Here is a 19907-nt window from a genome sequence, read left to right as displayed (position 1 = left end):
GCAAACAAATTGGTTTACCATTAATAGAGCGAAAAGCACTTCTCGAAAGTTCGAGAAGTGCTTTTTTGTGTTGTTTAAAGATAATATTAATTATAAATATTTCTTGAAAGTAACGTTACGTTATCCCTTATGTTAGTTGTAAGGAGGTAAAAATCATATGTACAATATAAAATTAATTAGATCTGATGAAGTATATAGACAACTTGTTAGTATGGAAAAAGATAAAAGAAACAAATATTTTAAAAAGAAAGTACTTAGAGAGTTTGAAATGAAGTTTCAAATACAGCAGATACCTTTTGATAAAGAGTGCAGTAATAATTTTGATATATTTTCATATTTAGGCCAATCGCATATTATTCCTAGTGAGATTAAATTAAATGACATAGACAAGATAAAAGAATATATATTTACAGCTTTATTAGGTGATGAAAATAAACCCACTATGTTCTTGAATCAAAATTATGTTGGTGATGGGGGCATACCAGGGTACATTATTCTATCATTAGTACCTAATAGTTATACATTAAGTAGAGTTAAAAGTGCAATTGCTCATGAAATTAATCATAATATTAGATATCAATATGTTGATTGGGATGGTGGTTCATTAGCAGAATTAATTGTAGCTGAAGGTTTAGCAGAAAATTTTGTAGAATCATTATATGGTACAGATTATATAGGTCCATGGGTAACATCAACAGACTGGAATAAGAACCAAAAATTAATCAAAAATCTTATAAAGAATAATTTGTCTATTAATAATATTTTTGAATCAACTCCTTATTTATACGGTGACGAAATTTCAAAATCATATGGAGGCGAACCAATGGGGATACCATACGCTGCTGGTTATACATGTGGGTATTACTTAATAAAATATTATTTAGAAAAAACAAAATGTAGTATTGAAAAAGCAACAATCAAATCAGCTGATGAAATTTTAAGTGAGGTGGAAGCGTTTTGGAATACCAATATAGTTTAAAAGAAATCATGAAAATAACAGGGGTAACCAAAAGAACACTACATTATTATGATGAAATTGCATTATTGAAAGTTAAAAAGAATGGAAGTAATCATAGAATATATTCTCAAAAAGATTTAGTGAAGTTACAAAAAATAATATTATTAAAAAGCATGGATATGAGTATTAAAGATATAAGTAAAGTTATCAATAAAAGTGATAGCGAATTGAAAATGGTATTAAAAAAGCAGAAAGAAATTTTAAATAGAAAAATAGAAAGTTTAGAAAATACAAAGAGTGCAGTTGAACAGTATATTAAAGATGTTCCAATTACAGAAATTAATGAATTGAATAATATAGCTTTTAAGCAATATCAGGAAGAAGCAAAAATAAAATATGGACATACAGATATTTATAAAGAATTCGTCATATCAAACGGTGAAAATCTATTTAAAGAAGAAAAAATGAAAGAGTTTGAAGAGATTTTCCAAAAATTTAATAAGCTATCTTTAAATAAAATAGATGTTGAGGATGCTTATGAAGTTGTGTATGAGTGGAAAGAGTTTATGAATCAAATTGGACTTATGGATAATCAATTGCTTTGTTTAATAGCAGATACATATCAAAGCGATGAAAGATTTAATAATTATTTTAAAAAATACGAAAATCCATATATAACTGAGTATATTTCTCAATCAATCAACTATCATTTATCATAATTGTCATAGTGAACAAGCACTTCTCGAAAGTTCGAGAAGTGCTTGTTTGTTATTTATTTAATTCTGAAACGACATTTATCATATCATCATTAATGACCAAAGAAGCATGAGCATCATAAGGTGTATAATCTTTATTGATAATAATTAAATTGTCACCTTTGAAATTGGATATGAGCCCTGCTGCAGGTTGTACGACTAAAGAAGAGCCTAGTACAACTAATGTGTCTGCATTTTCAATTTTCTGTAATGCACGCATTATAACATTTTGATCCAACATTTCCCCGTATAATACGATGTCAGGACGAATTGTAGCGCCACAAATATCACATTGCTTTAATTGTCTTTCAATAACATCCTTTTTAGAATATTGATGGTGACATTGATTACAATAAAAGGTGTTTAGTGACCCATGTAACTCATCTACATATTTACTACCTGCGTCCGAATGGAATCCATCGATATTTTGTGTGATGACACCTAAAGATTTTTCGTCATGTTCTAATTGTGCGATCCAATGATGAACTATATTTGGTGACTTATCTATATACATTAGTCTTTTATGACAAAAATTAATAAAACCTTTTGGATCATCTTGTAAATAATCACGACTTAGTAAGTATTCTGGAGAGTAACCTTCTTTAGATATTTCATCGAATAATCCGCCCATAGAGCGAAAGTCAGGTACACCACTTGCTACCGAAACGCCAGCACCTGTAAAAAATACAATGTTGCTAGAATGATTTAGTATATTTTTTAAAGATTCAATTTTATTATTCAAAAAGACACCTCATTTTTATAAAAATTTATCTATACTTTAACTTTATCTCAATCACAAAAACACTTTACAATGATATTATAATAATAAACCTATCGATATTGAAGACACCTGTAATTTAATAAAGTTCAATATAAGATGGAATTTACATAAAACTAGCATGGTAAACATTAGTAGAGTCACAGTGAGTAATATATGTTTAACTATCATTATATTACAATCAATGATACATTATAGAGCCTAATTAAGGAGGCAAAATAAGGTGAATAAGCACGACAGATTAGATGCGATTGCAAAATTAGTAAATAAAAAAGGAACTGTAAGAACCAATGAAATAGTAGACGGATTAAATGTTTCAGATATGACTGTAAGAAGAGATCTAGTAGAACTTGAAAATCAAGGCATTTTGACGAAAATACATGGTGGTGCACGTAGTAATTCTACTTTTCAATATAAAGAGATGTCACATAAAGAAAAGCACACACATCAGATGGAAGAAAAAAGATATATTGCTAAAAAAGCTATTTCATTAATAGAAGATGGAGATACTTTATTTTTAGGTCCTGGAACTACTGTAGAAATTTTAGCTGAAGAAATGAATCATCATTCTCTAACCATCATTACGAATTGCTTGCCTGTATACAAAATATTATTAGAGAAGCAAACAACTAATTTTCGTGTCTACTTATTAGGCGGAGAAATGCGACATTTGACCGAAGCATTTGTAGGTGAAATGACTAATACCATACTTGAAAAGCTACGTTTTAGTAAAATGTTCTTTAGTAGCAATGGTGTTAATAATGGTGCTGTCATGACATCTTCAATGGATGAAGCATATACGCAACAACTAGCCTTAGAACATTCGATTGAGAAGTATTTGTTAATCGACCATTCGAAAGTTGGAAAAGAAGACTTTACATCTTTTTGTCATTTAGATGATTTGACAGCAGTAGTGATGGACGTAACTGATTCTGAAAAGTTAGACCAAATTAAATCATATATTGAAGTTGTTGAATAATATTAAAATGAACCAAAACCTTGAATCAATCGATTCAAGGTTTTTTATTTTTGTTCATAAATTCAACATTTTCAAGTAGTTTTTCACACATTAATGTGTGATATTCACACAATTTAATTATAAATGTTTGAATAAACTATGAATTCAAACAAAATAGCAACATATTATGTTGGATTAATGTTTGATTACGTTTATAATTTAAACATGAAGATTTGAAAGCCTTTTCTCTAATTTTTGAAAGTCGCTTTTAATTAATAAATCAAAAAGGAGATTTTTTATGACAATCATTATTGGATCAGATGTTGATGGTAAACGTTTAAAAGATTTAATTAAAACATACCTAGTTGAAAAGAATTTCGATATTTTAGACGTAACAGAAGGTAAAGAATTAGATTTTGTTGATTCTACACTTGCCATAGCGAAAGAAGTACAAAAGAACGATGACAATTTAGGAATTGCTATCGATGCTTTTGGTGTAGGTAGCTTTATGACTGCTACAAAAATTAAAGGCATGATTGCTGCAGAAGTATCAGATGAAAGATCTGCTTATATGACAAGAGGTCATAATAATTCAAAAATGATCACTATGGGTTCAGAAATTGTTGGGGATACTTTAGCCAAAAATGTAGTTAAGGGATTCGTAAATGGTCATTATGATGGCGGACGTCATCAAATACGTGTAGATATGCTTAATAAAATGTGCTAATTAAAGGAGGATAAAAAATGAAGATAGCTTTAGGTTGCGATCATATAGTAACTGATACAAAAATGGAAGTTTCACAATTCTTAAAATCAAAAGGTCATGAAGTCATTGACGTTGGTACTTATGATTTTACACGAACACATTATCCAATCTTCGGTAAAAAAGTAGGAGAACAAGTCACTAGTGGGAATGCAGATTTAGGTATTTGTATTTGCGGAACAGGTGTAGGAATAAATAATGCAGTAAACAAAGTTCCAGGAGTAAGAGCAGCACTTGTACGTGATATGACATCAGCACTATACGCTAAAGAAGAACTCAATGCAAATGTTATTGGTTTCGGTGGGAAAATCATTGGTGAACTATTAATGTGCGATATTATTGAAGCATTTATCGATGCTAAATATAAACCAACTGAAAAAAGTGAAAAGTTAATTGCAAAAATTAAACATTTAGAAACGCATAATGCAGATCAAGCAGATCCTCATTTCTTCGATGAATTTTTAGAAAAATGGGACAAAGGCGAGTATCACGATTAAAGGACGACGCATATGATATTAACACTAACATTAAATCCATCTGTAGATATTTCATATGCAATTGAAGCGTTTCATCTAGATACAGTTAATCGAGTTTCAAATATCGATAAGACAGCAGGCGGTAAAGGTCTTAATGTGACACGTGTATTAAATCAATTAAGTGAACCTGTTACTGCTAGTGGTTTAATAGGTGGTCCATAAGGAGATTTTATTGAAAATCAATTAGATGATTCACAAATTAAACATTCGTTTTTCAAAATTAATGATGCAACGAGAAATTGTATTGCTGTACTACATCAAGGAAAGCAAACAGAGATTTTAGAACAAGGTCCAACAATAAGTGAAGAAGAAAGTTCTGATTTTTTAAATCACGTTGATACATTAATTAAAAAAATGGACGTCGTAGCGATATCAGGTAGCTTACCAAAGGGATTAAATCTGGATTATTATTCAAAGATTATTGAGAAATGTCATGAACATCAATTACCAGTCATACTTGATAGCTCTGGAGACACATTGATGACATCTATACACTCTCCATTTAAACCAACAGTTATTAAACCTAATATAGATGAACTATATCAACTTTTAAACCAACCAGTTGATGAGAGTATTGAAGGACTTAAGAAAGCACTAAATAACCCAATTTTCAATGATATCGAATGGGTTATTGTGTCATTAGGTGCCAAAGGTATGTTTGCTAAGCATCATAATCAATATTACAAAGTTAATATTCCATCTATAGAAGTATTAAATCCAGTTGGTTCGGGTGACTCTACAGTGGCTGGAATCGCTGCTGCATTGTTAAATCATGAGAGTGATGAACAACTACTTAAAAAGGCGAATACTTTAGGTATGCTAAATGCTCAAGAATCACGTACTGGATACGTCAATTTAAATAATTATGATGATTTGTATCATCAAATTGAATTATTAGAGGTGTAAATAATGGTAAAAACTCAAAATAAAACGGCAGCAATTTCACAATTAAGTAATGAGCAAGGTGTTATTTCAGCACTTGCATTTGACCAACGTGGTGCTTTAAAACGTATGATGGCTAAATATCAAACTGGTGAGCCAACAGTTGAACAAATTGAACAATTAAAAGTTTTAGTAGCAGAAGAATTAACTCAATACGCTTCATCTATCTTACTTGACCCAGAGTATGGTTTACCAGCAACAGAAGCAAGAAATAAAAATTGTGGTTTATTATTAGCTTACGAAAAAACTGGTTACGACGTAAATGCTAAAGGCCGTTTACCAGATTGTTTAGTTGAATGGTCAGCAAAACGCTTAAAAGAACAAGGTGCAGATGCAGTTAAATTCTTATTATATTATGACGTTGATGATGAAGAACAGATCAATATTCAAAAACAAGCTTATATTGAAAGAATCGGTTCAGAATGTGTAGCAGAAGACATTCCATTCTTCTTAGAAGTTTTATCATATGATGACAATATTGCAGATAATGGCAGTGTTGAATTTGCAAAAGTAAAACCTAGAAAAGTGAACGAAGCTATGAAATTATTCTCAGAACCTCGATTCAACGTTGATGTATTAAAAGTAGAAGTACCTGTAAATATGAAATATGTTGAAGGATTTGCAGACGGAGAGGTTGTTTATACAAAAGAAGAAGCGGCACAACATTTCAGAGATCAAGAGGCTGCAACAAATTTACCATACATTTATTTAAGTGCTGGTGTATCTGCAGAATTATTCCAAGAAACATTAAAATTTGCACATGAAGCAGGTGCTAAATTTAATGGTGTACTTTGTGGACGTGCTACTTGGGCAGGTGCTGTTCAAGTATATATTGAGCAAGGTGAAGCGGCAGCACGTGAGTGGTTAAGAACAACTGGATTTAAAAATATCGACGATCTTAACAAAGTACTTACAAAAACAGCAACATCTTGGAAATAAATGATATTGATTTGAGGGGAGTATAACGCTCATGAATAGAGAAGAAGTACAATTAATTGGATTTGAAATTGTGGCATTTGCAGGAGATGCACGATCTAAGTTTTTAGAAGCATTAACAGCTGCACAAAATAAAGATTTTGACAAAGCAGAAGCTTTAATTGAAGAAGGTAAAAGCCTTATAGCAGATGCACACAAAGCTCAAACTAGTCTTTTAGCTAAAGAAGCTCAAGGAGAAGATATCGCATATAGTGTGACAATGATGCACGGTCAAGACCATTTAATGACAACGATTTTATTAAAAGATGTCATGTCACATTTAATAGAATTATATAAAAGAGGGTGAAGACCTTGATGAAAAAGTTAATTGCTCAAATTGAGAAGGGTAAACCATTTTTTGAAAAATTATCAAGAAACATTTATTTAAGAGCTATCCGTGATGGATTTATTTCAGCAATGCCTGTCATCTTATTCTCAAGTTTATTTTTACTAATCGCTTTTGTACCTAACGTATTTGGTTTCAAATGGGATAAAGAGATGGAAGGCATCTTGATGAAACCATATAACTATACAATGGGACTTGTAGCATTACTCGTAGCTGGAACGACAGCTAAATCACTTACAGATTCATACAATCGTAAGCTTGAAAGTACTAACCAAATCAACTTTATTTCAACAATGCTTGCGTCAATCTGTGGTTTCTTATTCTTAGCAGCCGATCCTGCTAAAGAAGGCGGATTTTTAAATGCATTTTTAGGAACTAAAGGATTATTAACTGCCTTTATATCAGCATTTATCACAGTTATTGTTTATAACTTCTTTATTAAACGTGATATTACTATCAAAATGCCTAAAGAAGTACCACCGAATATTTCACAAGTATTCAAAGATATTTTTCCATTTTCAGCAGTTATTTTAATTTTATATGGTATTGATTTAACAATTAGAGCGACTATTAAAACGAATGTTGCAGAAGCGGTACTTAAAGTATTTGAACCGTTATTTACAGCAGCTAATGGTTGGATTGGAATAACAATCATCTTTGGTGCCTTTGCATTATTCTGGTTTGTAGGTATCCATGGTCCTTCCATCGTAGAACCTGCAATTGCTGCCATTACATATGCAAATATTGAAGCTAACTTTAAGTTAATTCAAGCTGGTGAACATGCAAATAATGTTATTACATCAGGTACACAAATGTTTATCGTAACAATGGGTGGTACTGGTGCCACATTAGTTGTTCCATTTATGTTTATGTGGGTAGCTAAATCTAAACGTAACAGAGCTATTGGTAGAGCATCTGTTGTACCAACATTCTTTGGTGTAAATGAGCCGATCTTGTTTGGTGCTCCATTAGTTTTAAACCCAGTATTCTTTATACCTTTTGTATTAACACCAATTGTAAACGTATGGATCTTTAAATTCTTCGTTGATGTTTTAGGAATGAATAGTTTCTCAGTTAACTTACCATGGACTACTCCAGCGCCTTTAGGTATCGTCATGGGTACACAATTTGCACTGTTATCATTTGTTCTTGCAGTAGTATTAATCGTTGTTGATATCATTATCTATTATCCATTCTTAAAAGTGTATGATAATGAAATTTTAGAAGAAGCCGGCATTAAGGAAAGTAATAGTGAGTTACAAGATAAAGTAGCAGCTAATTTCGATACTAAAAAGGCAGACGCTATTTTAGCATCACATTCAAATAAAGGTACTGAAACTAAAGCAGACTTAACAAACAATATTAAAGAACAAACAAATGTATTAGTCCTATGTGCAGGTGGAGGAACAAGTGGATTATTAGCTAATGCTTTAAATAAAGCAGCTGAAGAATTTAATGTTCCTGTCAAAGCTGCAGCTGGTGGCTACGGTGCACATATGGATATTATGAAAGATTATCAGTTAATTATTTTAGCCCCTCAAGTGGCTTCCAACTATGAAGATATCAAACAAGACACTGACAAATTAGGTATCAAGTTAGTTAAAACTCAAGGTGTTGAGTATATTAATTTAACGCGTGATGGACAAGCAGCACTAGCATTTGTACAAAAACAATTTGAAGATTAGATAGGAGCGTTTTTCATAATGACTAAAAAATTACCTGAAGATTTTATTTTTGGTGGAGCGACTGCCGCATATCAAGCTGAAGGAGCAACTCAAACGGATGGTAAAGGGCGTGTCGCATGGGATACTTATCTAGAAGAAAATTACTGGTATACTGCAGAACCTGCAAGTGATTTTTATCATCGCTATCCAGTGGATTTAGAATTAAGTGAAAAATTTGGTGTGAATGGTATTCGTATATCTATCGCATGGTCTAGAATTTTCCCAAATGGTTATGGAGAAGTAAATCCAAAAGGTGTTGAATATTACCATAAACTATTTGCCGAATGCCATAAGCGTCATGTAGAACCATTTGTTACATTACATCATTTCGATACACCTGAAGTACTTCACAAAGATGGTGACTTTTTAAATCGTAAAACGATTGACTATTTTGTAGATTATGCAGAATTCTGCTTTAAAGAGTTCCCTGAAGTAAAATACTGGACAACATTTAATGAAATTGGTCCTATTGGAGATGGTCAATACTTAGTTGGGAAGTTCCCTCCAGGTATAACATATGACTTTGGAAAAGTATTTCAATCTCATCACAACATGATGGTGGCACATGCCAAAGCAGTGAAGCTATTTAAAGATGGAGGATATAACGGCGAAATTGGTGTTGTACATGCATTACCAACTAAATATCCTTTAGATCCTAACAATCCAGAAGATGTTAAAGCAGCAGAATTAGAAGATATCATTCATAATAAATTCATTTTAGATGCAACATATTTAGGTAAATATTCAAGAGAAACTATGGAAGGCGTTCAACATATACTTTCTGTGAACGGTGGCAAATTAGATATCACAGATGAAGATTACCGAATTTTAGATGCAGCTAAAGATTTAAATGACTTCCTAGGTATTAACTATTATATGAGTGATTGGATGAAAGCTTACGATGGAGAATGTCTAATTACACATAACTCAACTGGAGATAAAGGTGGATCAAAATACCAATTAAAAGGTGTCGGACAAAGAGAGTTTGATGTCGATGTACCAAGAACAGATTGGGATTGGATGATTTAGCCACAAGGTTTATATGACCAAATTATGCGTGTTGTCAAAGACTATCCAAATTATCATAAAATCTATATCACTGAAAATGGTTTAGGTTATAAAGATGAATTTATAGAATCTGAAAAAACAGTTCATGATGATGCACGTATTGATTATATTAAACAACATTTAAATGTTATCTCAGATGCAATAGCTGATGGTGCTAATGTTAAAGGTTATTTCTTATGGTCATTAATGGATGTGTTCTCATGGTCAAATGGTTATGAAAAACGATATGGATTATTCTATGTAGATTTTGATACACAAGAACGTTATCCAAAGAAAAGTGCTTATTGGTACAAACAATTAGCTGAAACAAGAGAAATTAAATAGAGTATTTTTTACAAGGTGTATCATTGCGATGCACCTTGGTTTTTTATGTGCGAAATTTGAAAAAATACTATATACTGAATGAAATATATGAAAAAGAGGTAACTTTATGAAGTCAAAATGGCTACTAATGATGAGTGTTTTAATCATTGCATTGATTATAGTTGCATCAGTGATATTCGTTCGTCAACATCACGCAACAAAAGTAGATACAGAACATTTTAAACAATCACATATTGGTACAATATTCGTGCATGGTTATGGTGGTAGTGAAAACTCAGAAAAATATATGGTAAACCAAGCTGTCAAACAAGGTGTAACTAATAATGTCATCACAGCAAGGGTATCAAAGGATGGCAATGTCAATTTTAAGGGGAATCTTAAAGACAATGCTTCAAATCCTATAATCAAAGTAGAGATGGAAGATAATAAAAATGGTGACACTGAACAAAACGCTAAAAATATCAAAAATGTGTTAGCAAATCTTAAATCCAAATATAAGATTGATAAATATAATTTTGTAGGACACTCAATGGGGAATTTATCATTTGCATACTTTATGAAAATGTATGGTACAGATAAAGACTTACCTCAATTAAATAAAGAGGTTAATATTGCTGGGACATTCAATGGCGTTTTAAATTTAAACGAAAAGGTAAATGAAATTACGGTTGATCAAAATGGTAAGCCAAGTAAAATGACTGATAATTACAAAGCATTATTATCTCTTAAAGATAGTTATAAAAATAAAGATATTAAAGTATTAAATATATTTGGAGACTTAAAAGATGGAACACATTCTGATGGGCGTGTTTCAAATGCTTCATCTCAATCTTTAAAATATTTAATAGGAGATTCGGTGAGTAGTTATAAAGAATCTAAATATACTGGAAAGTCAGCACAACATAGCCAATTACATGAAAATAAACAAGTAGCCAATGAAATAATAGATTTTCTTTGGTCTAAATAAGAAAAAGGTACAATTTCCATACGTACAAATCGAACCTTTCTATTTATAGGTAGAAAGGTTCGATAATGTATTCAATTGGATATTGTACCTTTATTTTTATAATTTCTCATGTTTTACTATATTCCATTACTAGTTCTAATAATCTTTTACGATTGGCTTCTCCATATACATGCGGCAAGATCATTATTTCGTCAACATGATAATCCTTCTTCAGTTGCTTTAGCTGGGTAGCTACTTGATATGGTGAACCGCTAATCACACGGTTTGCGTTGGATGACTTCTTCTTAAGTTCTCTATCAGTCCATTGTCGATTTATAACTGTATCAATTGAAGGGTAAGATTTAGGCTGATTAGCATAAAAAATCCTAATTAACCACAAATGAAAGGCATTTAGTAATTGATTGGTTTTGTCTAGGTTTTCTCCGGTAACAACAAACGTTGCTAATATGACATATGGTTTGACTCGGTCTCCATAGTGCTGATATATAGTAGATTTATATGTTTTAATAGCCGCTTGAAGGTGATGTGATGCTTGACCCATCTGTGCTATGACAAAAGGCAAGCCTTTTCTACCTGCTAGTTTCGCACTTCGTTCACTCATTCCAAGGATAAACATTTCAGGATAACTATTGATTTGTGGCGTTGCAATTAAAGTTTGAAAGCGATGTGGTTGAGTAACATCTTCAGTAAAATATTTTTGTAAATCGTTTAATTGGGTTTCGAATTGTAGTGGTTGAGTTTTATTTTCGTTCAATGCTGCAAAAACATTTGGGTAGCTTTTAGAACGGCCTAAAGCTAAATCAACACGTTGAGGATGTCGTGCTTCCATAATTTTAAACTGTTCTGCTACTTTATACGGACTATAGTGTGGAATCATGATACCACCACTTCCAATACGTATATGTGTCGTTTGTTCTAACAGAGCCATCATAATCATCTCTGGCGCACTAGATGCTACTGATAAAACTTGGTGATGTTCTGCTACCCAATACCTTTCATATCCTAGCTTTTCTGCAAGTTGTGCTAATTCGATACTATGATTCAGTGCATCAGTAGCATTTCTATTTTCAAAAATAGGCACATAATCTAAAATACTTAGTTTCATGATTGAATACATCTCCAACTTTTTCTCATTTATTGATTCATATTATACAGTTCGAACAAAATGATTGCGACATCTTGAACTGAGGTATTATGGTAATAACTATAAATTGAAAAAGGATGATTCGATGAATAATGAACAAATTAATTTCAATAAATATCCTGATGGCATGCCACAGGATGATACATTTAAATACGAGGAAATAGACATTAAAAATCCACAAAATGGTGAAATACAATTAAAAACTTTATATATTTCAGTTGATCCTTATATGAGAGGCAGAATGTCACAAGGAGACTCCTATGTTCAACCATTTGAAGTTGGCCAACCAATTGTAAGTCATATCGTTGCTCAAGTAACTGCTTCAGAAGCGGATGGGTTCCAAGAAGGCGATATTGTTACTGGTATGTTGCCTTGGAGAAAATATAATACAGTAACTAGTGACAAAGTTAATATAGTGCCGTCTACAGAAGTACCACTAGAATTATATTTAAGCGTACTAGGTATGCCAGGTCAAACAGCTTATCATGGTTTATTAGATATTGGACGCCCACAAGAAGGTGAAACGGTTGTGGTTTCAGCAGCATCAGGCGCAGTAGGTTCTGTGGTAGGTCAAATCGCTAAGATCAAAGGTTGTCGTGTGGTAGGCATCGCTGGTGGTCCTGATAAAGTAAATTATTTAACGGATACATTGGGTTTTGATGCTGGTATTGATTACAAAGATAAACAATTCGCTGAGAATTTAGCACAAGCATTACCAGATGGTGTGGATGTATATTATGAAAATGTTGGTGGAACTATTGCAGATGAAGTATTTAAACATCTTAATCGCTTTGCACGTGTGCCAGTGTGTGGTGCTATTTCTTCATATAATCACCCGGAAGATGACATTGGTCCAAGAATACAAGGCACATTAGTTAAAAAACAAGCCATGATGAGAGGTTTCTTAGTTGCCGAATTTGCAAATGATTTTAAAAATGCGAGCGAAACATTAGCACAATGGGTTCATGAAGATAAAATAAAAACGCAAACAACTGTGGCGAATGGGTTTGATAAAGTACCTGAAGCATTTAGAAATCTTTTTACAGGTGACAATTTCGGTAAGCAAGTGATTAAAGTAGCAGATCCTGAATAAAAAAGTAGATGTTAAATTACGAGGCAGACAGTTTTATTTAAAATCAATTTGAGGTGATTGCAGCATGAAAGCAATAGGGTTTGATCAACCATTTAACTTAGACGAAGGAAATCAATTTAAAACATATGACATAGACCTGCCGCAGCCAAATAGCACAGAAATTTTAGTAAAAGTAAAAAGTATTAGTGTAAATCCTGTAGATACTAAACAAAGACAATTGACAGTATCACATCCACCAAGAATTTTAGGATTTGATGCAGTTGGTACAGTTGAAGCAATTGGAAATAATGTGTCTATGTTTGAAGTAGGAGATAGAGTGTTTTATTCAGGTTCTCCTAGTCAACATGGTTCCAATGCTGAATATCAAGTAATTGATGAACAGTTAGTCGCACATGCACCTGAAAATATTACAAATGAACAAGCTGCAAGTTTACCGTTAACAGGGCTTACAGCATCAGAAACGTTGTTTGATTGTTTCAATATTTCAGATAACCCAAAGGATAATAAAGGTAAGACTATATTAATTATTAATGGTGCTGGTGGTGTAGGCAGTATTGCAACACAAATTGCAAGTCACTATGGTTTACAAGTGATTACGACTGCGTCCAGAGATGAAACAGAGAAATGGTGTTACGACATGGGGGCAGACATCGTTATCAATCATAAAAAAGATTTAAAACAACAATTAAATCAACAAAGTATTGAAGAAGTAGATTATATATTCTGTACATTTAATTCTGATATGTATTACGAAACGATGATTGATTTAATTAAACCAAAAGGACATATCGCGACAATTGTAGCATTTAATGAAAAACAAGATTTAAATCTACTTAAGTCTAAAAGTATTTCATTTTCTCATGAGTTTATGTTTGCAAGACCTGTTCATCAAACTAATGATATGATTAAGCATCATGATTACTTAAAAGATATTACAACGAAAATAGAGCAAGGTATCTACCAACCAACTACTACAAAAGTGATTGAAGGATTAACAGTAGACAATCTATACAAAGCACATCAAACATTAGAAAGTCATACAATGATAGGAAAGTTGGTAATTAACATTTAATTATTAGTGAGAAAATAACTTCGAAAAATAGTGTTTTAGAACAAGTAATCATTTATTTAATTAAGCAAATGATACTGGATAGTAAACACTATATTATCTGGAATCATTAATATACAAAATCAAAATATATTGTCAAAACCTGGGATATCACGTCTCAGGTTTTTTATTTTTTTTATAGATCAATCTTATTTCAATAAATTATTAAAATATTAATTGATATAAATTGAAAAATAATTAAACATGATTGGAAGTAAGTAGCTAGGGTATATGAAAGTTAGAAAAAGGGGAGTGTTATACATATGAAAAATAAATCTATTAGCATTGTATTTTGGGTTGCATTATCCATTTGTACTCTTTTTGTTATCTATGGTGCAATCTTGCCAAAACAATTAGAAACCGTTACTAAAAATATCACTTCATTTATAGCGGTTCATTTTTCATGGTATTACCTATTATTAGTATTACTTATATTAATTGTATGTGTTTATTTACTATTTTCTAGATATGCAACAATTACTTTAGGTAAAGAAGGTGAAGATCCAGAGTTTTCATTACCATCGTGGTTTGCGATGTTATTTAGTGCTGGTATGGGGATTGGTTTAGTATTTTGGACAACGGCTGAACCCATTAGTCATGCCTTTAAACTAACACCAATACATAAAGCAGGTACACAAACTGCAATTAATGATGCCATGCAATTTTCATTTTTCCATTGGGGTATTCATGCATGGGCTGTGTACGGTATTGTTGCACTTGTCTTTGCTTATTTTAGCTTTCATAAAGGCTATCCTGGTTTAGTGAGTGCAACATTAGTACCTATTTTTGGAGAAAAAGCAATGAAAGGACCGATTGGAGGCGCCATTGATGTATTAGCAGTGATAGCTACTGTGACAGGGGTAGCGGCGACATTAGGATTCGGTGCTTTACAAATTAATGAAGGACTTCATTTTCTATTCCATTTGCCGAATAATTTTGGTACGCAAGTGATATTAATTGCGATTGCAACAGTGTTATTTACTTGGTCTGCCTGGTCAGGTATTGATAAAGGCATTAAAACACTAAGTAATATCAATATGGCATTAGCGTTTATTGTATTAGTTGGTTTATTTATTGTGGGTCCAACGCTTTATATTTTAAATACGTTTACGAATGGTTTAGGGAATTATATAGCTAATTTCTTTAGTATGAGTTTAAGAATTCCATCCAGCCAGCAAAAATTCCAATGGTTACAAAATTGGACAATCTTTTATTGGGCTTGGTGGGTATCCTGGGCGCCGTTTGTAGGCATCTTTATTGCACGTGTTTCAAGAGGACGTACCATTAAAGAATTTATTTTAGGTGTATTATTCGTTCCTGCATTAGTTTGTTTTATATTCTTTGCTGTTTTCGGTGCTTCTGCAATGTATTTACAAGACAATAAAATTGCTAACATCGCGAAAGAAGCAACTGAAACCGCTACATTTGCAACATTAGAACATTATCCACTTGGATTTATTTTAAGCATTTTAACGTTAATTGTGATAATGATTTTCTTTGTTACCTCTGCAGATTCAGCAACTTATGTATTAGGAATGCTCAGTTCACAGGGTGATATTAATCCATCTTCAATTGTAAAGGTCAGTTGGGGAATCATTATGGCTTTATTTGCTATCATTATGATTTATACAGGTGGAACACAAGCCATACAAAATTTACTGATTATCGCAGCATTACCGTTTTCAATTGTCATTATTTTAATGATATGGTCATTATTTAAATCACTGGGTGAAGAAAAACCTAGACCAAGTAACAAGATATTAGTGAAAGATAGAGATTCAGACGTTTTAGAATATAAAAGTTCGAAAGATAAAAAAAGTTTTTAGATTTTTTGAAAAAAATGTTTCCGATTACAATTAAATGGGAATAAACCATATAAGTAGTACTTAATTAAATATAAAAACTGATAATTAAATTTTAAATTATTGGTTTTGATTTATTTATAATAGGGTACTCATTTTGTGTGATACTAAAAAATATAATACTAATTGAGGAGGTGTCATACGAGGTGAAAAGACTTAAAAACTTTATCCTTGGCCTACTTATCGTAGTCATCGTTGGTTTCCTATTGTTTATGTATATTAAAGATAGTCGTATTTCTCAATATCAAGATTACTTCTTACAATTCAATTGGTTCCAACCACTATTGATTGGTCTAGCAGGATTGCTAATATTAATTGGTTTAATATTAGTACTAAGCATATTTAAACCTACGTATAGAAAACCTGGATTGTACAAAGAATTTGACGACGGTCATGTCTATGTATCAAGAAAAGCTGTTGAGAAAACAGTTTATGATACGATTGCTAAATATGATCAAGTTAGACAACCTAACGTTGTTACAAAAATGTACAACAAGAAGAAAAAATCATTTATTGATATTAAGGCAGATTACTTTGTTCCAAACAATGTTCAAGCAACATCATTAACAGAAAGTATTCGTGCTGATATTAAACAAAATGTTGAGCACTTTACTGAAATGCCAGTAAGAAAATTAGAAGTAAACGTCAAAGATCAGAAAACTTCTGGTCCAAGAGTGTTGTAAGGGAGGGATATCATGGCTAATAATAATAACCAAAATGGACAAGACTCTACGCAACAGCTTATTAACATATTGAAAACTTTCAAATGGAGAATCATCGGATTTTTAGCATTTTTACTTATAGCTATATTATTCCTAACTTTAGGTTTCTGGAAAACAATTTTAATTATTGTTTTATGTTTAATAGGAATAGGAATTGGGTATATTAAAGACCGTACACAAGACTTTTTGAATTTTCTAAATAGATGGAGTTAATTTAACTTTAATTTCTAAGATGTTCATTTAAAGTTTTAAAAAGATTAAAGAATAATAATTTTATTTAAAAAGGAGAATGCAAAATGGCAGTAGATAACAATAAAGCAAAACAAGCGTATGATAACCAAACAGGTGTTAACGAAAAAGAAAGACAAGAACAACAAAAACAACAGCAACAACAAGAAAACCAACAACCTCAATTTGAAAACAAATTAACTTTCTCTGATGAAGTAGTTGAAAAAATTGCTGGTATCGCAGCTCGCGAAGTTAAAGGTATCTTAGATATGAAAGGCGGCTTCACTGATAGCTTTACTAACGCTTTCTCAAGTGGTAACAATGTAACAACAGGTGTTTCTGTTGAAGTTGGTGAAAAACAAGCTGCTATCGACTTAAAAGTTATTTTAGAATATGGTGAATCTGCACCAAAAATCTTCCGTAAAGTAACTGACTTAGTTAAAGAACAAGTGAAATATATCACTGGTTTAGAAGTTGTAGAAGTTAACATGCAAGTTGACGATGTTATGACTAAAAAAGAATGGCAACAAAAACATGAAAAAGATAACAACCAAAACAACAACAATAACGAAAGACAAGGTTTACAATAATCTGTCCATTTAGTTATTTAGTTTTATAATAAAGAATCCGTGAGATACTTAAATATGTATCTCACGGATTTTTTCATACGTTTTAGTATTAAGAATGTAAGGGATTATTTACTTTAATATATGTGTATTCGTGTGCTTCATCTTCTAAGCGCATGGTAGTTACGCATTTATAATCAATTGTTTTAGCAAACATTACATTTTGAATTTCAGAGATTCTTTCATTAGGAACATCGGTCATTGTATCTAATATTTGGTGAATGATGTTTGCTATATCGTTCCAAATTATATCTTCTAAATTCTTATGATCAGCTGATTGTACAATGGTTAAGATTAATTCGCCTAAATGATTTTGAACGGTTGAATAAAAAGCTTTATTGAAAACAGAAACTTTAGATTCTGTTAAAATGCGTGATTTCTCGTGAAATTGGTCTGTAGCATAACCCATATCATTTAATCTTGCTTGATCGATTCTTAATCCTTCAAAGTCTCTCACATATAAATGATTTAATGAACCATCTTCGTTAAAATGTACAATTGCGTTCTGCAAATGTGCTTCAAGTGCAATTCCGTACTTCGTTAATAACGGTACAACTAAGCCTAATAGGGCATGACTATAATCTTTCATCCACGTTAGAGCAGCTTCATCGTATGAAGTGAATTTATGGTGACTTTGGTATAACTTAATTAATGACACTATTGGTGGCTCAGGGTGATATGGATATTGAGCGACTAGACTAGATGGAATCATTGAAGTTAAACCATTTTGCTTGAGATGAGTGTTAATATTGGTTCTAAATAAAGTACCTAATTGTTCACTACGCTCAGTTTGTATTGGGTCTAGGTCGTTTTCATTATAAAAATGGATACCAGCAACTTCATCAATGACCGATGATGCATATGGTTTGAATGTCGTATCATTAACTAATATTTGATTTAAAATGTGGGTCACTAACGGGCCATTATGTGTGGTTTGCTCCGATAATGTTCTAATCTCTCCAGTAATATGCACATTAGTTGATAACTTAATATGAGGATCTTCATTTGGCGCTTTTGGCATCAATGTTCTAAAAGATAATCCAGCATAATACGGTAATGTACATTGAGTCTTAATGATCATATGTTGATCTAGTTCTTTACTATAATCTCGATCGAGCACTTCATCATACTGCCAAGGATGTACTATCATGACATGATAATCATCTATATTGATATCATCATATTGTTTTATTTCATCCAAAAGTTGTTGATACATACTAGGGAAAAGTTGGTTGATCGTATCATTATAAGATTTATCTAATGATTGCACTTTACTAAATTGATGATGTATCAAAATAATTTTCAAATCAATGGGTTGAGCAAATTCAGGAGAATATTTAAATGTCTCACTTGAATCCATACCTTTTCTTAATTTTGCACCTGGATGTAGAGGGTGACCTTCGATAACAGCTTGTTCTGAACGTAAATAGCTATCATTATGATTTTTAATAATATCAAACAAAGGTTGTGACTCACCTTTCATGCTATAGGCTTGATAACTAATAGCAAATATCATATTTGCTGCGCTATTTGTTAAATCATCTTTAAATTGATCGCTAGCCTCGTTATCTAACTCCGGTGCTTCAATTAAAACCCATTCTAATATATCATTCGGATGTTCTACTCGATAAAAAGATGAATCATTTATAGATTGATAATAAAAAGGACCTTCAACATCTACACGATTAAATGCGTGTTGACAACTTATAGGTGCATATAACTTTTTATGTGATGCTTTAAATTCTATTTCTAAAACTTCAGGTCGATGGATGGACAAAGCTTCGATATCTTTACTTTTTAATATTCTACTATGATCTTTGCCGTGTACCAGATTTTCTCTATGTATTGATGTGACTAATCTTTGTGTCACTTTATCGCGACCAATATTTATATTTTCAATAAAGTATTGCGACCATTCTGGATGAGATTGACTTAAAAATTGATAAGCATTTTGCTCATCTTTGGTCAGTTTTAAATTATGTTCTTTTGTGTTTTTAATTAAATTCATAATTCACCTCTAAAAAAATATT

Annotated in this window: 18 protein-coding genes and 2 pseudogenes; 17 read left to right on the top strand and 3 right to left on the bottom strand. The window is 31.8% G+C overall.

Annotated features, from left to right (window positions below; translation table 11 throughout):
* The first annotated feature begins 157 nt into the window (after positions 1 to 157).
* Together ACZ267_RS00180 and ACZ267_RS00175 are read left to right on the top strand one after the other, a co-directional pair.
* Entirely contained in the window at positions 158 to 979 is an 822-nt protein-coding gene (locus ACZ267_RS00180) for a DUF2268 domain-containing putative Zn-dependent protease (protein WP_079448957.1), read from the top strand.
* Positions 958 to 1677, top strand: a complete 720-nt coding sequence (locus ACZ267_RS00175) for a MerR family transcriptional regulator (RefSeq protein WP_002466500.1) — start codon at positions 958 to 960, stop codon at positions 1675 to 1677. Before ACZ267_RS00180 ends, ACZ267_RS00175 begins: the two co-directional genes overlap by 22 nt.
* Before the next feature lie 49 nt (positions 1678 to 1726).
* On the opposite strand, the gene ACZ267_RS00170 is transcribed toward ACZ267_RS00175, so the two are convergent.
* Positions 1727 to 2455 carry an NAD-dependent protein deacylase gene (locus tag ACZ267_RS00170; protein ID WP_002466505.1) on the bottom strand — a complete coding sequence of 243 codons (729 nt, stop codon included), beginning with the start codon at positions 2453 to 2455 and terminating at the stop codon, positions 1727 to 1729.
* A gap of 259 nt (positions 2456 to 2714) precedes the next feature.
* Between ACZ267_RS00170 and ACZ267_RS00165 the strand changes: the two genes are divergently transcribed.
* The 9 genes and pseudogenes from ACZ267_RS00165 to ACZ267_RS00125 all read left to right on the top strand — a co-directional run bounded on the left by ACZ267_RS00165 (position 2715) and on the right by ACZ267_RS00125 (position 11094).
* Entirely contained in the window at positions 2715 to 3470 is a 756-nt protein-coding gene (locus ACZ267_RS00165; RefSeq protein ID WP_015364794.1) for a DeoR/GlpR family DNA-binding transcription regulator, read from the top strand.
* A 277-nt stretch (positions 3471 to 3747) separates the two neighbouring features.
* Positions 3748 to 4176 (top strand): galactose-6-phosphate isomerase subunit LacA, encoded by a 429-nt coding sequence (gene lacA, locus ACZ267_RS00160; protein WP_002466484.1) that lies wholly within the window; start codon positions 3748 to 3750, stop codon positions 4174 to 4176.
* A gap of 17 nt (positions 4177 to 4193) precedes the next feature.
* Positions 4194 to 4709 carry a galactose-6-phosphate isomerase subunit LacB gene (gene lacB, locus ACZ267_RS00155; protein WP_002466506.1) on the top strand — a complete coding sequence of 172 codons (516 nt, stop codon included), beginning with the start codon at positions 4194 to 4196 and terminating at the stop codon, positions 4707 to 4709.
* A gap of 12 nt (positions 4710 to 4721) precedes the next feature.
* Positions 4722 to 5654: pseudogene (lacC, locus tag ACZ267_RS00150) on the top strand (tagatose-6-phosphate kinase).
* A gap of 3 nt (positions 5655 to 5657) precedes the next feature.
* Complete coding sequence (gene lacD, locus ACZ267_RS00145; protein WP_002466502.1) at positions 5658 to 6629, top strand: tagatose-bisphosphate aldolase; 972 nt, start codon at positions 5658 to 5660, stop codon at positions 6627 to 6629.
* 31 nt (positions 6630 to 6660) lie between these two features.
* Entirely contained in the window at positions 6661 to 6972 is a 312-nt protein-coding gene (locus ACZ267_RS00140; RefSeq protein WP_002450492.1) for a PTS lactose/cellobiose transporter subunit IIA, read from the top strand.
* Positions 6973 to 6977: 5 nt separating this feature from the next.
* Positions 6978 to 8696: a lactose-specific PTS transporter subunit EIIC gene (locus ACZ267_RS00135; RefSeq protein WP_124747918.1), complete on the top strand. Its 1719-nt coding sequence runs from the start codon at positions 6978 to 6980 to the stop codon at positions 8694 to 8696.
* Positions 8697 to 8714: 18 nt separating this feature from the next.
* Positions 8715 to 10127: pseudogene (gene lacG, locus ACZ267_RS00130) on the top strand (6-phospho-beta-galactosidase).
* Positions 10128 to 10233: 106 nt separating this feature from the next.
* Positions 10234 to 11094: an alpha/beta hydrolase gene (locus tag ACZ267_RS00125; RefSeq protein WP_079448955.1), complete on the top strand. Its 861-nt coding sequence runs from the start codon at positions 10234 to 10236 to the stop codon at positions 11092 to 11094.
* 106 nt (positions 11095 to 11200) lie between these two features.
* Here the strand turns inward: ACZ267_RS00125 and ACZ267_RS00120 are convergent, their stop codons facing one another.
* Complete coding sequence (locus ACZ267_RS00120; protein ID WP_019236020.1) at positions 11201 to 12199, bottom strand: LLM class flavin-dependent oxidoreductase; 999 nt, start codon at positions 12197 to 12199, stop codon at positions 11201 to 11203.
* Between the two features lie 124 nt (positions 12200 to 12323).
* On the opposite strand from ACZ267_RS00120, the gene ACZ267_RS00115 reads away from it, so the two are divergent.
* The 6 genes from ACZ267_RS00115 to ACZ267_RS00090 all read left to right on the top strand — a co-directional run bounded on the left by ACZ267_RS00115 (position 12324) and on the right by ACZ267_RS00090 (position 17841).
* Entirely contained in the window at positions 12324 to 13331 is a 1008-nt protein-coding gene (locus ACZ267_RS00115; protein ID WP_015364800.1) for an NADP-dependent oxidoreductase, read from the top strand.
* Positions 13332 to 13395: 64 nt separating this feature from the next.
* Positions 13396 to 14403 carry a zinc-binding alcohol dehydrogenase family protein gene (locus ACZ267_RS00110; RefSeq protein ID WP_079449202.1) on the top strand — a complete coding sequence of 336 codons (1008 nt, stop codon included), beginning with the start codon at positions 13396 to 13398 and terminating at the stop codon, positions 14401 to 14403.
* Between the two features lie 299 nt (positions 14404 to 14702).
* Positions 14703 to 16265 carry a BCCT family transporter gene (locus tag ACZ267_RS00105; protein WP_002466475.1) on the top strand — a complete coding sequence of 521 codons (1563 nt, stop codon included), beginning with the start codon at positions 14703 to 14705 and terminating at the stop codon, positions 16263 to 16265.
* Positions 16266 to 16447: 182 nt separating this feature from the next.
* Positions 16448 to 16984 (top strand): alkaline shock response membrane anchor protein AmaP, encoded by a 537-nt coding sequence (gene amaP / locus ACZ267_RS00100; protein ID WP_002450483.1) that lies wholly within the window; start codon positions 16448 to 16450, stop codon positions 16982 to 16984.
* A gap of 12 nt (positions 16985 to 16996) precedes the next feature.
* Entirely contained in the window at positions 16997 to 17236 is a 240-nt protein-coding gene (locus ACZ267_RS00095; RefSeq protein ID WP_002450482.1) for a DUF2273 domain-containing protein, read from the top strand.
* 83 nt (positions 17237 to 17319) lie between these two features.
* On the top strand, positions 17320 to 17841 hold the full coding sequence (locus tag ACZ267_RS00090; protein WP_002466478.1) for an Asp23/Gls24 family envelope stress response protein: 522 nt from the start codon (positions 17320 to 17322) through the stop codon (positions 17839 to 17841).
* An 88-nt stretch (positions 17842 to 17929) separates the two neighbouring features.
* On the opposite strand, the gene ACZ267_RS00085 is transcribed toward ACZ267_RS00090, so the two are convergent.
* Positions 17930 to 19885, bottom strand: coding sequence for an IucA/IucC family protein (locus tag ACZ267_RS00085; RefSeq protein ID WP_079449203.1), 1956 nt, complete (start codon positions 19883 to 19885; stop codon positions 17930 to 17932).
* Positions 19886 to 19907 lie beyond the last annotated feature (22 nt).

This window comes from Staphylococcus sp. AC872, from assembly GCF_979255425.1.
The sequence above is the reverse complement of the archived record's forward strand: the minus strand, read 5'-3'. Positions and strand labels throughout refer to the sequence as shown.

Excerpts from the sequence above, each read along its gene's own strand:
- ACZ267_RS00140 (WP_002450492.1), top strand. The coding sequence starts at position 6,661 with ATGAATAGAGAAGAAGTACAATTAATTGGATTTGAAATTGTGGCATTT.
- ACZ267_RS00180 (WP_079448957.1), top strand. The coding sequence starts at position 158 with ATGTACAATATAAAATTAATTAGATCTGATGAAGTATATAGACAACTT.
- ACZ267_RS00115 (WP_015364800.1), top strand. The coding sequence starts at position 12,324 with ATGAATAATGAACAAATTAATTTCAATAAATATCCTGATGGCATGCCA.
- ACZ267_RS00085 (WP_079449203.1), bottom strand. The coding sequence starts at position 19,885 with ATGAATTTAATTAAAAACACAAAAGAACATAATTTAAAACTGACCAAA.
- lacD (WP_002466502.1), top strand. The coding sequence starts at position 5,658 with ATGGTAAAAACTCAAAATAAAACGGCAGCAATTTCACAATTAAGTAAT.
- ACZ267_RS00095 (WP_002450482.1), top strand. The coding sequence starts at position 16,997 with ATGGCTAATAATAATAACCAAAATGGACAAGACTCTACGCAACAGCTT.
- ACZ267_RS00125 (WP_079448955.1), top strand. The coding sequence starts at position 10,234 with ATGAAGTCAAAATGGCTACTAATGATGAGTGTTTTAATCATTGCATTG.
- ACZ267_RS00120 (WP_019236020.1), bottom strand. The coding sequence starts at position 12,199 with ATGAAACTAAGTATTTTAGATTATGTGCCTATTTTTGAAAATAGAAAT.
- ACZ267_RS00090 (WP_002466478.1), top strand. The coding sequence starts at position 17,320 with ATGGCAGTAGATAACAATAAAGCAAAACAAGCGTATGATAACCAAACA.
- lacA (WP_002466484.1), top strand. The coding sequence starts at position 3,748 with ATGACAATCATTATTGGATCAGATGTTGATGGTAAACGTTTAAAAGAT.
- lacB (WP_002466506.1), top strand. The coding sequence starts at position 4,194 with ATGAAGATAGCTTTAGGTTGCGATCATATAGTAACTGATACAAAAATG.
- ACZ267_RS00110 (WP_079449202.1), top strand. The coding sequence starts at position 13,396 with ATGAAAGCAATAGGGTTTGATCAACCATTTAACTTAGACGAAGGAAAT.
- ACZ267_RS00105 (WP_002466475.1), top strand. The coding sequence starts at position 14,703 with ATGAAAAATAAATCTATTAGCATTGTATTTTGGGTTGCATTATCCATT.